At 69.3% G+C, this 14,359-nt stretch carries 14 protein-coding genes; 6 read left to right on the forward strand and 8 right to left on the reverse strand.

All coding sequences use genetic code 11. The annotated features are described in order from the left end of the window. The first annotated feature begins 154 nt into the window (after positions 1-154). Positions 155-2,023 carry a protein kinase gene (locus ACGFIF_RS02450; protein WP_393150555.1) on the forward strand — a complete coding sequence of 623 codons (1,869 nt, stop codon included), beginning with the start codon at positions 155-157 and terminating at the stop codon, positions 2,021-2,023. Between the two features lie 191 nt (positions 2,024-2,214). Here the strand turns inward: ACGFIF_RS02450 and ACGFIF_RS02455 are convergent, their stop codons facing one another. Both ACGFIF_RS02455 and ACGFIF_RS02460 read right to left on the reverse strand, forming a co-directional pair. Beyond that, positions 2,215-2,511, reverse strand: coding sequence for a putative quinol monooxygenase (locus tag ACGFIF_RS02455; RefSeq protein WP_393150557.1), 297 nt, complete (start codon positions 2,509-2,511; stop codon positions 2,215-2,217). Positions 2,512-2,562: 51 nt separating this feature from the next. Beyond that, on the reverse strand, positions 2,563-2,961 hold the full coding sequence (locus ACGFIF_RS02460) for a nuclear transport factor 2 family protein (RefSeq protein ID WP_393150559.1): 399 nt from the start codon (positions 2,959-2,961) through the stop codon (positions 2,563-2,565). An 83-nt stretch (positions 2,962-3,044) separates the two neighbouring features. Here ACGFIF_RS02460 and ACGFIF_RS02465 point away from each other — a divergent pair, with 83 nt between their 5' ends. Continuing rightward, positions 3,045-3,608, forward strand: a complete 564-nt coding sequence (locus ACGFIF_RS02465) for a TetR/AcrR family transcriptional regulator (protein ID WP_393150561.1) — start codon at positions 3,045-3,047, stop codon at positions 3,606-3,608. 167 nt (positions 3,609-3,775) lie between these two features. Here ACGFIF_RS02465 and ACGFIF_RS02470 read toward each other — a convergent pair whose 3' ends face one another. From ACGFIF_RS02470 to lpdA, 3 genes are all read right to left on the reverse strand, one after another. After that, a complete protein-coding gene (locus tag ACGFIF_RS02470) occupies positions 3,776-4,666 on the reverse strand; it encodes a TIGR01777 family oxidoreductase (protein WP_393150563.1) in 891 nt (296 codons plus the stop codon). A gap of 167 nt (positions 4,667-4,833) precedes the next feature. Continuing rightward, positions 4,834-6,873 carry a 2-oxoglutarate dehydrogenase, E2 component, dihydrolipoamide succinyltransferase gene (gene sucB / locus ACGFIF_RS02475; RefSeq protein WP_393150565.1) on the reverse strand — a complete coding sequence of 680 codons (2,040 nt, stop codon included), beginning with the start codon at positions 6,871-6,873 and terminating at the stop codon, positions 4,834-4,836. 173 nt (positions 6,874-7,046) lie between these two features. Beyond that, positions 7,047-8,429: a dihydrolipoyl dehydrogenase gene (gene lpdA / locus ACGFIF_RS02480; protein ID WP_393150567.1), complete on the reverse strand. Its 1,383-nt coding sequence runs from the start codon at positions 8,427-8,429 to the stop codon at positions 7,047-7,049. Between the two features lie 157 nt (positions 8,430-8,586). Here lpdA and ACGFIF_RS02485 point away from each other — a divergent pair, with 157 nt between their 5' ends. Next, complete coding sequence (locus ACGFIF_RS02485; RefSeq protein ID WP_132207099.1) at positions 8,587-8,904, forward strand: hypothetical protein; 318 nt, start codon at positions 8,587-8,589, stop codon at positions 8,902-8,904. A 46-nt stretch (positions 8,905-8,950) separates the two neighbouring features. Here ACGFIF_RS02485 and ACGFIF_RS02490 read toward each other — a convergent pair whose 3' ends face one another. Then, complete coding sequence (locus ACGFIF_RS02490) at positions 8,951-9,721, reverse strand: carbon-nitrogen hydrolase family protein (protein ID WP_393150569.1); 771 nt, start codon at positions 9,719-9,721, stop codon at positions 8,951-8,953. Between the two features lie 29 nt (positions 9,722-9,750). Between ACGFIF_RS02490 and ACGFIF_RS02495 the strand changes: the two genes are divergently transcribed. Next, entirely contained in the window at positions 9,751-10,389 is a 639-nt protein-coding gene (locus ACGFIF_RS02495; protein ID WP_393150571.1) for a GntR family transcriptional regulator, read from the forward strand. Here ACGFIF_RS02495 and ACGFIF_RS02500 read toward each other — a convergent pair. Then, entirely contained in the window at positions 10,376-11,689 is a 1,314-nt protein-coding gene (locus ACGFIF_RS02500; RefSeq protein WP_393150573.1) for an MFS transporter, read from the reverse strand. The genes ACGFIF_RS02495 and ACGFIF_RS02500 overlap by 14 nt on opposite strands. 93 nt (positions 11,690-11,782) lie before the next feature. On the opposite strand from ACGFIF_RS02500, the gene ACGFIF_RS02505 reads away from it, so the two are divergent. Both ACGFIF_RS02505 and ACGFIF_RS02510 read left to right on the forward strand, forming a co-directional pair. Then, a complete protein-coding gene (locus ACGFIF_RS02505) occupies positions 11,783-12,460 on the forward strand; it encodes a DUF2848 domain-containing protein (protein WP_393150575.1) in 678 nt (225 codons plus the stop codon). 5 nt (positions 12,461-12,465) lie between these two features. After that, positions 12,466-12,798, forward strand: a complete 333-nt coding sequence (locus ACGFIF_RS02510) for a cupin domain-containing protein (RefSeq protein ID WP_393150577.1) — start codon at positions 12,466-12,468, stop codon at positions 12,796-12,798. Here ACGFIF_RS02510 and ACGFIF_RS02515 read toward each other — a convergent pair. Beyond that, positions 12,787-14,283: a leucyl aminopeptidase gene (locus ACGFIF_RS02515; protein WP_393150579.1), complete on the reverse strand. Its 1,497-nt coding sequence runs from the start codon at positions 14,281-14,283 to the stop codon at positions 12,787-12,789. The two genes, ACGFIF_RS02510 and ACGFIF_RS02515, sit on opposite strands and share 12 nt — an antisense overlap. Between the last annotated feature and the right edge of the window lie 76 nt (positions 14,284-14,359).

The raw sequence follows: 14,359 nt of genomic DNA on the forward strand, positions 1-14,359 counted from the left end.
CTCCGTCCGGCCGGTGCGTGCACCCCGCACACGAAGACGGATCAAGCCACAGACAGCATCGTCAGTGGATAACTGGGTCATCCGCGCGGGGCACCCAATCATCACTGTGGATAACTTCCGGGCCGACGGCGGCGATTCGTGCACTCTCTAGGGCATGGCACTCGAAGACATCGCCGGCTACAGCCTGCGCCGGAAGCTCGGGTCCGGATCGGCCGGCACCGTCTGGCTCGTTCGCGACCGCGCTTCCGGCCGCAACGCCGTGCTCAAACGCGTCCCGACCACCGCGATCTCACACCCGGAGGACCTCCGTGAACACCTCACCGTCCTGCAGCGCATCGATCACCCACACATCGCGCGCCTCCGAGAGTTCCGCGAGACCGGCACCGAGTGGCTCCTGTTCAGCCAGTACGTCGTAGCCGGCACCCTCACCGCGTTACTCACCCGCCGCGGACCCCTGACAGACGGCGAACTCGTCACACTCCTGAGCCCACTCGCCGAAGCCCTCGACTACCTCCACCGCACCGGCCTAACCCACGGCCGAGTAACCCCCGCCAACATCATGTTTGACGCCGACGGCCGCCCCGTCCTCACCGACGCCGTACTCCACACCACCCAAACCAGCACCCCCACCGAGGACCTGACCGTCCTAGTCGCCGTCGCCCACCAGGCAGGCGGCGACCCCACCGTCTTCACCCCCGACCTCTTCACCACCACCCACCCTCACGACCTCCTGACCCTCACACCCCCCATCCCCATCAACCTCGCCTTCACCCAAGACCCCCCACCCACCGACACCCCCGACGACCCCACCGCCACCTCCGACGACCCCACCACAAGCACGACCTCACCCCGCCCCCGCCCAACCCCAAAGCCCCCAACCACAGACGACCCCCTCCACCGCTCCCGCGTCCCTCTGACCCCACCCCCTAAGAAGCCGCCCACCCCACACACTCCTCAACCCAAACCACCCCAACCGCCCCCACCCAAACCACCCCCGCGATCCACCAACCCCACCCGCCGCAAACCACGCCTCCCCCACCTCACCCGCCGAACCCGCCCAACCCCCACCCCCATCAACCCCCTAACCCGCCTCACCCCACTCCCACCCGCCCACACCACAGATCCCACCGGCAGCCCTCCCTCTCGAACCCCCGCCGCACCACCCCTCGCGAACACCTCGTCCACCGAGAGCGCATCCGGATTCGCACGTCCGCCGCGCAGGTCGTCCCGCACAGCCCTGCGCCGCCGTCGTACATGGCGGCGAAGAAGCGCACGCTGGACCCGCCTCATGCAACCTGTTCACGGACTCGCATCGCGAATGGCGCCAAGCAAGAAACCTGGATCGACTTCGCTGCCGAGGACATCAGGAACCGCTCTGGGAACTTCAGGTTCTGCAGCAAGCACCGCAGTCGGCCGCCGCTCGGGCCTCCACCACCCGGCGTACGGCGTACTGGCCGCAGTCGGACTCGGAGCGGCAGTCGCCCTCATCCTCGGCCTACTCACGTTCAACGCCCTGGACAACCCCACCGGCACAGCAGCAGCCACCGACCGCACCGAGCAATCACCGTCGCCAGCCCCGTCCCCGAGCCCCACGACGGCCACACGCTCACCGTCACGCGAGGACACAGGGGAGTGGACCCGAACGCTCCAGGCGCTCGACACCCAACGCGCACAAGCGTTCTGGACGCTCGACCCCGCGCTGCTCGACACGATCTACGTGCCCGGCACCGCCCCATGGGCAGCCGATCGCGCCCTACTGGCGACCTACCGCAGACACCAGATCCGAGTCCGCGGCCTGCAGATCCGCATCGACAAAACCACCATCGAAAGCCAAACCCCGTCGACCGTCGTCCTACGCACCATCGACCACCTAACAGCAGGCCAAGCCATAGCCCCCACCGGCACCGCAACCACCCTCCCACCCGGCACCCCCACCACCCGCCGAATCACCCTCACCACCACCCCACCCACCCACCGCCCAACCACGTCCCCATGGCGAATCACCGCCATCACCTCCGCCTAACCCCACCCACCTCGTCGCCCTGGTCCGCGCCGGCGACCGATTCGAACGCGGCGCCGCGTTCGAACGGCCAGGCGAATGAGGAGGAGATCAGCAACGCGCGTGACACCGATCCGCACAGGGCATGACGATTGCTCGGCGAAGATCGGTGTCGACGCGCAGCGCAGCTGGCAGAAGTCGACGGAGAGCCGTCGTCACGTCTTCTCGACCAAGGACCGTACGTCGGCGATGTCGTACTCGGCTACCGACGCCAAGAGCATGGCGGCGCGCTTGTTGGGTGCGGGGGCGCTGCGGCGGAAGGATTTCACCGCAGCTTGGGATTCCCAGCGCTCGAAGATGTTGACGCGGCCGGGGTCGAGTTCATCGGCAGTGATGGCGAAGTCGAGGCAGCCGGCTGCCCGGCGGCCCTTTTCGACGACCCTCTTGCAGCCCGCGACGTAGGAATCGCGCTGCTCAGGTTCGACCTTGATGTGGCCTGCGACTATGACCATGGCTGAGCTCCTGTTCTCACGTAATCGTTTCGGTGCGTGCAGATCGTGCCTTCACTCGGGGAGCGGAAGCCCGCCTGGCACCTTGGTGTAGCCGAGTTGCTCGATGACGCGTCCGCTGCTCACGCGGGTCACGTTCACGCCGAGCACAGATTCTGCGTCCGAAGGCCCGAAGCGGTAGCGCCACCGGACCGTCGCCCAGTCGCCGGCGGCGAAGACGTGATCGACCTCGAAGGTGCTGGCCTCGTCGGTCATCAGCTCCGCCCAGAAGTCCACGCACGCTTGCTTTCCGACGTACGCGGTGCCGTCCGGCGCGGGTTGCGCGGACACCATCAGGCACTCGTCGTGGACCAGCGCGGCCATCGCCTCGGTGTCACGGCGCCGGAAGGCGTCGTTGAACAGGCGGATCGTTTCGGCGGTCTCAGTGGTCGAAGAAGCATCCGGTGTAGTCATTGTGAGATCCCTCCAAAAGTAGACTGATTGGTCTATCGAGTAACATATAGACCGATCGATCTACTGGCAAGGGAGAAGCGAGCATGAATGCGAAGGCCGAGACCGCGGGGCCTCGGGAGCGACTGCTCGTCGCTGCCGAGAATCTCCTCTACTCGCAGGGCGGCTCGGTCGGCGTGAGCGCCCTGCTGGAGGAGGCGAACGTCGCCCGTAGGTCGCTCTACGAGCACTTCGGCGGCAAGGACGGCCTGGTGGCCGCTGTCCTACGTCGTACCGCCGATGAGGACCTGGCCTGGTACGAGAGCGCTCTGAGCCACGGTGATTCGCCCCGAGGCCGGCTCCTGGCGCTGTTCGACCGGCTGGACGAGCTGGTGTCGGACGCGGGCTTCCGGGGCTGCCGGTACCTTGCGATCGACCTTTCCTTCGCGGATCAGAACCATCCGGCGCACGCTGAGACCGATGCGTACCGGCGGCGAATCCGTGCCCTGCTGGTCAAGGAGCTCGAGGCCCTCGGTCATGCCCGGCCCGAGCGCGCTGCGGAGCAACTGCACCTGCTGATCGAGGGAACGCTCGTCATGGGCGCCACGCAGAATGATGAACACCCCGCTCTGGCCGCACGAGACCTCGCCGCGATCGTGCTAGACGGTTGAACGTAGGGGCGTCGCTCGATTGGCGGGCACGAAGCGAACCTAGGCGGATTTGTCTGCAGGGCAGCTCAGCGGACTCGCGCAGGCGTGGGAGCCCGAGATGCGCCGGTTGGCTTCTGACACCGTGTCCGCGGGCTCGTTGTAGGACCGATTAGCTGGCAGGCGGTCGGTTAGGAGGTTAGGGCGGCGGAGAGGGCTGATTGGGGGGTGGGGTGGTGGAAGGTGAAGCCTTCGGATTGGAGGCGGGTGGGGAGGGAGCGGTTGCTGCCCAGGAGTTCCCAGGCGAACTCGCCGAGGGCTGCCTTCATGACGAAGCCTGGGACTGGGATCAGCGCGGGGCGGTGGAGGGCTGTGGCCACGGCTTCGGTGAATTCCTGGTTGGTGGCCGGGTGGGGGATGACGAGGTTGATCGGCCCGCTGAGGGCGTCGTGTTCGGCGACGAAGCGAACACCGCGAAGCCAGTCGGTGAGGGAGAGGATCGGGAAGTACTGCGTGCCTGGGCCCAGGCGGCCACCGAGGCCGAGGCGGAACGGGAGAATCAGCAACTGGAACGCCGGGGCCTTGCGGTCGAGGACGATGCCGGTGCGGATGGCGGCGACGCGGCAGCCGGCTGCGCGGGCCGGCTCGAGGGCCCCTTCCCAGACGCGGACCACGTCGGCGAGGAAGCCGTCGCCGAGTTCCGAGTCCTCGGTGAGAATGCGGTCGCCGCAGTCCAGGCCGTAGCCGCCGATGCCGCTCTGGGTGATCACCACCGGCCGTCGCTCGAGTTGTGCGGCGGCGTTCGCCAGCGTGCTCGTCGTGCTGACCCGGCTTTCGCGGAGCACTGCCCGGTACGTCGGGGTCCACGGGCGGCCGATGTTCGCGCCGGCCAGGTTGACCAGTACGTCGGGGTCGCCGAGAGCCGCCGGATCCAGGTCACCGCTGGCAGGGTCCCAGCGGACTTCGTTGGGTTTCGTGGGCGTACGACGTACCAAGCGGACGACCTCGTGGCCGTCGGCGGTCAGGTCGCGGGCGAGCGCCGTACCGAGGAAGCCGGAGGCGCCGGCCAGCACGTACTTCATCCTGCTTGCTCCTTGAAGATCGTCCTGCCGGCGCAGTACCCGGGCCCGAAACGAAACGGTGCTATACCCGGCGCGAACGTTCGGCGTCGGGCCAGGTCGGGAACGGCGCGGGAGATGAAACGGCGCCGGGCCCGTCCAAATTCGGACGGGCCCGGCGCCGGGTTGGATCAGACGTCGAACTGGGCCTCTTCGAGGCGGTGCTTGACGGCGGTTAGGTAGCGGGCGGCGTCGGCGCCGTCTACTAGGCGGTGGTCGTAGGTGAGGGCCAGGTAGACCATCTGGCGGATGGCGATTGTTTCGCCGAGTTCCGGGTGGGTGATGACTACCGGGCGCTTGACGACGGCGCCGGTGCCGAGCATGCCGACCTGGGGCTGGTTCAGGATCGGGGTGTCGAACAGTGCGCCGCGGCTGCCGGTGTTGGTGATGGTGAAGGTACCGCCGGCCATCTCGTCCGGCAGGACCTTGTTGGTGCGGGTGCGCTCGGCCAGGTCGGCGATCTTCTTCGCCAGGCCGGCGATGTTCAGGTCGCCGGCGTTGTGCACGACCGGGACCATCAGGCCCTTCTCCACGTCCACGGCGATGCCGAGGTGCTCGGCGGCGTGGTACGTGATCTCGCCCTTCTCGTCGTCGATCGAGGCGTTGAGCTTCGGGTACTGCTTCAGCGCGTCGACCGCGGCCAGGGCGAAGAACGGCAGGAAGGACAGCTTGACGCCCTCGCGGGCCTCGAACTCGGCCTTCTTCGCGTTCCGCAGCTTGGCGATCTCGGTGACGTCGACCTCGACCACGGTGGTCAGCTGGGCCGAGACCTTCAGCGAGTTGACCATGTGAGACGCGATCGCCTTGCGGATCCGGCTCATCTTCTCGGTCGTGCCGCGGAGCGGGCTGACCGGAGCGGCGGAGGGGGCGGCGACCGGGGCGGCAGCAGCCGGTGCGGCGGCCTGGGCAGCGGCGGCGGCCTTCTTGGCCTCGGCGGCGGCGATGACGTCCTGCTTGCGGATCCGGCCGCCGACGCCGGTGCCCTGTACGGCGTTGAGGTCGACCTCATTTTCGGCGGCGAGCTTGCGCACCAGGGGGGTGACGTAGTTCGGGCCTTCTGAGGTGGAGCCGTTGGGTGACGCGGCCGGGGCGGAGGCGGGTGCCGATGCGGCCGGGGAGGTCGCGGGGGCTGAGGTCGCTGCGGCCGGAGAAGAGGCGGAAGGTGCCTGGGCGGGTGCGGCGGCTGCCGGCTGGGCGGCCGGGGCCTGCGCCGGGGCGGTCTGCGGGGCCGGGGCGGCGGGAGCCTGCGCGGGGGCGGCCTGCGGAGCCGGGGCCTGGGCGGCTGGGGCCTGGGCGGCCGGGGCCTGGGCCGGAGCCTCGGCCTGGGGGGCGGGGGCCGATTCGGCTGGGGCGGCGGCGGGGGCCGGTGCGGATGCTGGGGCGGCGTCGCCGGAGCCGACGATGGCTAGCTCGGCGCCTACCTCGACGGTCTCGTCCTCGGCGACCTTGATCTCGAGGAGCTTGCCGGCGATCGGTGACGGGATTTCGGTGTCGACCTTGTCGGTCGAGACCTCGAGCAGGGGCTCGTCCACCGCTACGTCGTCGCCTACCTGCTTGAGCCAGCGGGTGACGGTGCCCTCCGTGACGCTCTCGCCGAGGGCCGGGAGGGTGACCGAGGTGCCCGATGCGGCCGGGGAGGCTGCGGGGGCTGAGGCCGCGGCGGCCGGAGTTGAGGAGTCGTTCTGCGAGGCGGAGGGGGCGGGCGCGGCCTCGGCCGGAGCCTCGGCGGCGGGGGCCTGCTGGGCAGGTGCGGCCTGGGCGGCGGGTGCCTGCTGAGCGGGGGCGGCCTCGGCGGCGGGGGCCTCCTGAGCGGGCGCTGCCTGGGCGGCCGGGGCTTCCTGGGCCGGGGCTTCCTGGGCGGGGGCGGCCTCGGCGGCGGGAGCCTCCTGAGCCGGGGCCTCCTGGGCCGGGGCGGAGGAGCCGGAGCTTTCGCCGGCGTCGCCGATCACGGCTAGTTCGGCGCCGACCTCGACGGTCTCGTCCTCGGCGGCCTTGATCTCGAGCAGGGTGCCGGCCACCGGCGAGGGGATCTCGGTGTCGACCTTGTCGGTCGAGACCTCCAGCAGGGGCTCGTCGACGGCAACCGTGTCGCCGACCTGCTTGAGCCAGCGGGTGACGGTTCCTTCGGTGACGCTCTCCCCGAGGGCCGGCAGGGATACAGAGGTCGGCATGACGGTCGTTGCTCCTTCGTCGATCGGTCGAGGTCAGCCTACGGTGCCGCCGGAACGAGCAGGATCCGGGTCAGGAGCTCGTCCGGCGGACTCAAACCTACTCGGGCGGCCCAGCAACCCGCCCGGTTGTCTCAGCGTCCAGCGGGATGGCACTCGGCGCGCCGCCCCGGACCCTAGTCATGGAAGTGCAGCGGCTTCCCGGCGAGCGCCAGATGGGCTTCGCCGAGGGCTTCGGTCTGGGTGGGGTGGGCGTGCACGAGCGGTGCGACGTCGGCGGGGTAGGCCTCCCAGTTGTAGATGAGCTGGGCTTCGCCGATGAGTTCGCCGACGCGGGAGCCGACCATGTGCAGGCCGACCACGGCGCCGTCCTTGGCACGGACGAGTTTGACGAACCCGGCGGTTTTGAGGATCTGGCTCTTGCCGTTGCCGCCGAGGTTGTAGTTGAGGATGTCGACCTCGCCGTACTGCGCCCGGGCCTGCTCCTCGGTCAGGCCGACCGAGGCGACCTCGGGCTCGGAGTAGGTCACCCGCGGGATGCCGGCCTCGTCGATCGGGGTCGGGTTCAGCCCGGCGATGTGTTCGGCGACGAAGATGCCCTGCTGGAAGCCGCGGTGGGCCAGCTGCAGCCCGGGGACGATGTCGCCGACCGCGTAGACGCCGGGCACGCTGGTCAGCAGGGTGGCCGGGTCGACGGTGACGAAGCCACGATCCAACGCGACGCCGACCTCTTCGTAGCCGAGGCCGGTGGTGTTGGGGCCGCGGCCGACCGCGACCAGGAGCACCTCGGCCTCGATCACCTCACCCCCGGCCACCGTCACCTTCACCCCGGACTCGGTGGTCGACACGGATTCGAAGGTGGTGGCGGTCTTGAAGGCGATCTTGCGTTTCCGGAACGCCCGCTCCAGGGTCTTGCTGCAGTCGGCGTCCTCGGCCGGGACCAGCCGGGGCAGCGCCTCGACGATGGTGACCTTGGTGCCGAACGAGGTCCACGCGGAGGCGAACTCCACCCCGATCACCCCACCCCCCAACACCACCGCGGACTCCGGCACCCGGTCCATCGTGAGCGCGTGTTCGCTGGCGATGACCCGGTGCCCGTCCAGCTCCAGCCCCGGCAGCGACCGGGAATAGGATCCGGACGCGAGCACGATGTTGCGGCCGGTGTAGGTCGTGCCGGCGACGGCGATGGTGGTGGGGGAGGTGAGGCGGCCTTCGCCCTCGATGACGGTGATGCCGCGGGCCTTGAGCTGGCCCTGCAGGCCTTTGAAGAGGCGGTCGACGACGCCGTCCTTGTACTTGTTCACCCCGCCCATGTCGACCCCCTCGAGCGTGGTCCGGACCCCGAACTGCTCACCCTCGCGCGCCGAATCGGCGACCTCGGCGGCGTGCAGCAGCGCCTTGGTCGGAATGCAGCCGCGGTGCAGACACGTCCCGCCGACCTTGTCCTTTTCCACCACCGCCACCGACAACCCCAGCGTCGCGGCCCGCAGCGCAGCGGCATAACCACCACTGCCACCACCAAGAATCACCAAGTCGTACGTCGTACCACTCTCAGTCACAGGTTCCTCCGTGGGTCTGGTCGGCGGGCGGCCCCGGATCGCGGTCCCGGCCCGGCGTCATCTTTTCACCGATGCCGCCGGCCGCCACCCCCGGGATGGCGGGAACCGTTATGCAGGATTTCTGTGGAGAGTTGCCCGGATAGGGGACACTTGCCCCATGAAGTGGTTCGGTCGCCGGCAGAAGCCGGGCACGATGCGCCGGTCGGACAACCCCGACCAGGCACACCTGCGGGAGTTCGCCCAAACCCGCCAAGGCGTCGAGGGCTTCGTCGAGCCACGGACGGCGGTGACCGAATACACCCTGCTGCTGGTCGCCATCGACGGCGAGTGGACCCGGCGCCGGGTCCCGTCGGTCGAGTGGGCGCACAAGTTCGCCAACGGGCTGGGAATTCCGTCGTACGACGCCGCGGTGGTCGGCTACCCACCCCGCATGCGCGAGTACAACGCCCGGATGAAGAAGAACGGCCTCGCCTGAAGATGGCCCGGCCTCAAGACGCCCGAAACGCCTCGCTACAAAGGGTCTAGAGGATCGGCACCCGAGCGCGGACGGCCGCGACCACCTCCGTGTCGACGGTCGCGTGCAAGATCTCAGCGGCAGCGCCCAATCGCGCGGCCGTCTGGCCCAGGGGAGTGGTCAGGCTGCTCCGCCCGATGCCCAGCGGATCCGTGCCGACCGGCGGCACGTAAGCCTGGTCGCACGCCAGCACCCAGGCCTGCGCGTCCGCAGCCCGCGCCCGGGTCAGCAGATCCCACTGCTCTTCCTTGCCCGGACCCGCACCCCACGACGCCGGTACGACGACCAACTCCGCACCCAGCCGGCCGAGTGCCGTGAACTGATCCGCGAAGCGCAGGTCGTAACACGTCGCCAGCCCGATGGTCAGCTCGCGGTACCCGAAGGTCACCAGCTCCTTGCCAGGGGCAACTGTGTCCGACTCGCGCGACCCGAAGGCGTCGTACAGATGGATCTTCCGGTACGACGTCTCCACGCCCGGACCGGTGACGAGCAAGGTGTTGTGCACCCGACCGTCCTCGGCCGGCTCGAACAGACCGGCCACGACCACGACCCCGAGGTCCGCGGCGACCTTGCGCAGGCCGGTCGCGAACGGGCCGTCGAGTGGTTCCGCGACCGAGGCGGGGTCGGTGCCGAAGCAGGCCATGACGGCCTCCGGCAGTACAACCAACGAGGCTCCGTCGGCGGCCGCTCGTCGTACCGCTTCGACCGCACCGGCCAGGTTGGCGACCGGGTCGGGCCCGGCCGAGACCTGAGCGGCGGCGACTCGCAGAAGTGTCATCTAGCCCTCCAAGACTGTATACATAGAGTATGCGATTGAGTGGGGACTCCGGCCGGGATCGCGCCTATCAATACCTGCGGGGGACGGTCCTGAGCGACCCCGCGGTCTCGGGGACATTCATCAACGAGCAGGCGGTGGCGACCGAGGTCGGCATCTCCCGGACCCCCGTCCGCGAGGCACTCCTGATGCTCGCAGCCGAGGACCTGGTCCAGCTGGTGCCGCACCGGGGTGCGTTCGTCGCACCGGTGCCGGGCCGCGAGATCGCGGAGATGATGCAGGCTCGCGGGGTGATCGAGACCTGGGCGGCGACCACGTCACTGGCGGCCGGTGACGCCCCGGTCGCGGCGATGTCCGCCGTCCTCGAGCAGCAGCGGTCGATTGTCGACAACGGCGACGCGAAGGAGTTCATCGAGCTGGACAGCCAGTTCCATGCGCTCCTGGTCGATGCGGCCGGCAACTCGGTGCTCGGACGGTTGTACGACAACCTGCGGGCCAAGCACGTGCTGCTCGGTGTCGTCGCCCTGCAGCGCAGCGCCACCCGCCGGCAGGAGGTGCTCGAGGAGCACCAGGCCATCGTCGACGGCCTGGCGGCGGGCAAGCCGGAGGCGGCCGAGAAAGCGATCCTCAGCCACCTCGACAGCACCGGCTCGCTGCTCATGCAGGGCTGACCACCAGAGTGTCGTCGTCAACGGCGCGCCCCAGCCGCAACCCCACCAGAGTGACCGTACACGCCACCACGATGTACGCCGCGATGACATACCCGGTCCCGGCCTTCGCCAGGAAGTACGTGAACGCCAGCGGCGCCAGCGCACCACCGATCACGCCCGCGAACGTGTAGGCCAGCGAACTGCCCGTGTACCGCAGCCGCGCGGTGAACTGCTCCGACACAAAGGCAGCCTGCGGTCCGTACATCAACGAGTGGAACAGCAGCCCGATCACCACACCGGCCAGCACAGTCGCGAACGACGACGCGATCGCGAAGAACACCACCGACCACACCGCTCCGCCGACCGCACCGATCCCATAGACAGTACGACGGCCATACCGGTCCGAAAGCCAACCGGACCAGGGGATCAGCACGACCTGGAACGCAGAGCCGATCAGTACGGCGGTCACGGCCGCACCGCGACTCATCCCCAGCTCCTTGGTCGCGTACGTCAGCACGAACACCGCGAACATCGCGTACAGCACATCCGGTCCGACCCGCGCCAGCATGGCCGCGATCAACGGCCGGGTCTCCGTCCGCAGTACCTCCGACACCGGAGCGGTCGGCCGATCGCCACGAGCCTCCAACTCGCGGAACACCGGAGTCTCCTCCAGCTTCGTCCTGATCAGCAGACCAAAGGCAACCAGTACGGCGGACAGCAGGAAGGCGACCCGCCAACCCCAGCTCAGGAACGTCTCCTCGGACAGTGCGCCGGCGAGGACGGCCAGTACGCCGTTCGCCATCAGCGTGCCGAGTGGCGGCCCGACCTGAGCCGCTGAAGCCCAGAAGCCTCGCTCACCCGCCTTGCTGAACTCACTGCTCAGCAGAACGGCTCCACCCCACTCGCCACCCACCCCGACGCCCTGAGCGAAGCGCAGCACGACCAGCAACGTCGGTGCGATCGCTCCGGCCTGTGCATGCGTCGGCAGCAGGCCGATGAAGAACGTGGCCACGCCGATCAGCAGCAGCGTAGCGACCAGGACCCGTTTGCGGCCGATCACATCGCCGAGCCGGCCGAAGAAGATGCCGCCGAGCGGACGGGCGACGTACCCGACCGCGTACGTCGCGAAGGCCTGCAACGTCCCGGTGAGCGGGTCACTGCCCGGGAAGAACAGGTCACCGAAGACGAGTGCGGCGGCGGAGCTGTAGACGGCGAAGTCGTACCACTCCAGCGACGTGCCGGACAGGCTCGCGGCGAACGCCTTGTGCAGGCTGCGGCGCTCTGAGACAGCTTCGGGAGCGGCTGTGGGAGAGCTGGACATCGAGTGGACCTCCTTGGATGGATGCTCCATACTCGTTGTATACGACGTGTTCACGCAAGCGCTGAGATCAGAAAATCCGGAGGAATCGCCCAGATGTCCCAGACCCTGAGCTTCACCCTGCCCGACGGCAGTGACCGGGAGATCACTGTCCGCTACGCCCTGAACGCGGGGTACGCCGGCCGCGACACCGAGCAGGTCCAGCACCATGTGGACGAGCTCGCCGAGCTCGGCGTACCGGCGCCGCGCCGCATCCCGACGCTGTACCCACTCTCGGCGTCACTGGTCGGACGGCCGGAGGTGGTCCAGGTCGCCCACGCCAAGACGTCCGGCGAGGCGGAGTGGGCGCTGGTCGTCGGTGAGAAGGACGTTCTGCTGACGGTCGCGTGTGATCACACCGACCGAGCGCTCGAGGTGCACGGTGTTGCCTGGAGCAAGCAGTCGGCACCGGACGTGCTCGGCGACGTGGCTTGGCCGCTCGCGCAGATCGAGGATGAGCTGGATCAGTTCACCTTGAAGGCCTGGGTCCGGCACGGCGACACCGAGCAGCTCATCCAGGACGGCACCCTCGCGCAGTTGCTGCCGCCGTCGTACTGGCTGAAGGAGCTCGGCGACCGCGTGGTCCCGGGTACGGTGCTGCTCAGTGGGACGATCCCGATGATCGCCGGCGTCGACCAGTTCGCCGACGCCTGGCGGGTCGAGCTCACCGACCCGCGCGGCCTCACCAGCCGCATCCACTACACGGTCGAAGAACTCGCTCCGGCCTGGGACTGACGCGTATGAAGGACGAGCACGAATTCTTCGCCACCGGCGACGTCGCCTGGACGGATGCGGACGGCGGCATCTCCGAGCGCTTGCTGAGCCAGGACCCAGCCGACGGCACGCTCACGAGAATCGCCCGCTGGGCGCCCGGCACCACGTCAGGGCACGAAGTCATCAGGCACGAGTACGTCGAGGAGGTCTATCTGCTCGAGGGTGAGCTGACCGATCTCACCCTCGAGCGGACGTTCGGCCCCGGCGACTACGCCTGCCGGCCGCCGGGGATGCCGCACGGTCCGTACGTCACGACCGGCGGCTGCACGATGCTGGAGATTCGCTACTCAGCTCGCTGACGCGGCCAGTTCCACCAGGGTGCGTACGGCGTACCCGGTACCGCCGGCCGGGGTGTAGCCGGTGGCGCCGCCCTCGTTGAAGGCCGGGCCGGCCACGTCGAGGTGGACCCAGTCGATGCCCTCAGCAACGAAGTCACCGAGGAACGCGGCCGCGGCCAGCGCGCCGCCCCACGGCTCGCCGGTGATGTTGGCCAGGTCGGCGACCTTCGAGTGCGAGCGCAGCTTGTCCAGCATCTCGGCCGGGATCGGCAGCGGCCACATCGACTCACCGGCGGCGATCGCGGCGTCCACCACCCGGTCCCGGGCGGTGTGGGTGTTCGCGAACGCGCCGGCCACCTTGGTGCCCAGGGCAACGACACAGGCGCCGGTCAGGGTGGCCACGTCGACGATCAGGTCCGGCTGGTCCTCGGACGCGCGGACCAGGGCGTCACCGAGGACGAGCCGGCCCTCGGCGTCGGTGTTCAGCACCTCGACGGTCTTGCCGCCGTACATGGTCAGCACGTCGGACGGCCTGGCCGCCGACCCGGACGGCATGTTCTCGGCCATCGCGGCGTACGTGGTCACCTGGACCGGCAGGCCGAGCCGCGCGATCGCGACGGTCGCGCCGATCACCGCGGCGGCACCGGCCATGTCGGCCTTCATGCTGATCATCCCGCTGGCCGTCTTCAGCGACAGGCCGCCGGAGTCGAAGGTGATGCCCTTGCCGACGAAGGCCAGATGGGTGACCGGCTTCTTCGGCGTGTAGCTGATCCGGATCAGCCGCGGCGGGTTGTTCGACCCCTGGCCGACGCCGAGGATGCCGCCGTACCCGCCCTTGGCCAGGGCCTTCTCGTCCATCACCTCGACCTTGACGCCGTACTCCTTGCCGAGCTTGAGCGCCTGCGCGGCGAAGTCGGCCGGGTTCAGGTCCGACGGCGGGGTGTTCACCCAGTCGCGCACCTGGTGGACCGCGTCGGCGGTCACCTCGGCCCGCTCCACCGCGGTCCTGGCCTCCTTGCTCCGGGACAGGTCGGTCAGCACCGTCAGGGCGCCGGGCACCTCGGTGGAACCTTCGGCGGACTTGTACGCCGTGAACGAGTAGCGGCCGAGCAGCGCGCCCTCGGCGATCGCGCGGATGCAGTCGGCGTCCGGGGTCGGCAGCGCGAAGGCGACCGACTGCGTGGTCTTGGCGGCGCGGACACCGGTGCCGGCCGCGGTCCGCAGGTCCTCGGTCTTCAGCGCACCGTCGGGCGCCTCGCCGAGACCGACCGCGATCAGGTTGGCCGACTTGCCCGGCTTCGGGCCGGGCACCTTGGTGACCTCGCCGGCCTTGCCGGTGGCGCCGAGACCCGACAGCACCTCCACCAGCTTCCCGCCGTACGCGGCGTTCAGCGACTCGGTGCCGGCCGGCAGGGCGACACCGCCGCCGACCTTGACCACGCCGATGACCACGGCGTCGGTCCGGACACCGGCCGCATCGGACTTGCTCAGGGTGATGGTGCTCACGGAAATCTCAGTCCTCCTTGACCGGCGGGCAGACGGCCGGTCGTGACGGTACGTGAATGCTGCCTCCGCATGCTAC

This window comes from Kribbella sp. NPDC049174, from assembly GCF_043197365.1.
Taxonomy (GTDB): domain Bacteria; phylum Actinomycetota; class Actinomycetes; order Propionibacteriales; family Kribbellaceae; genus Kribbella.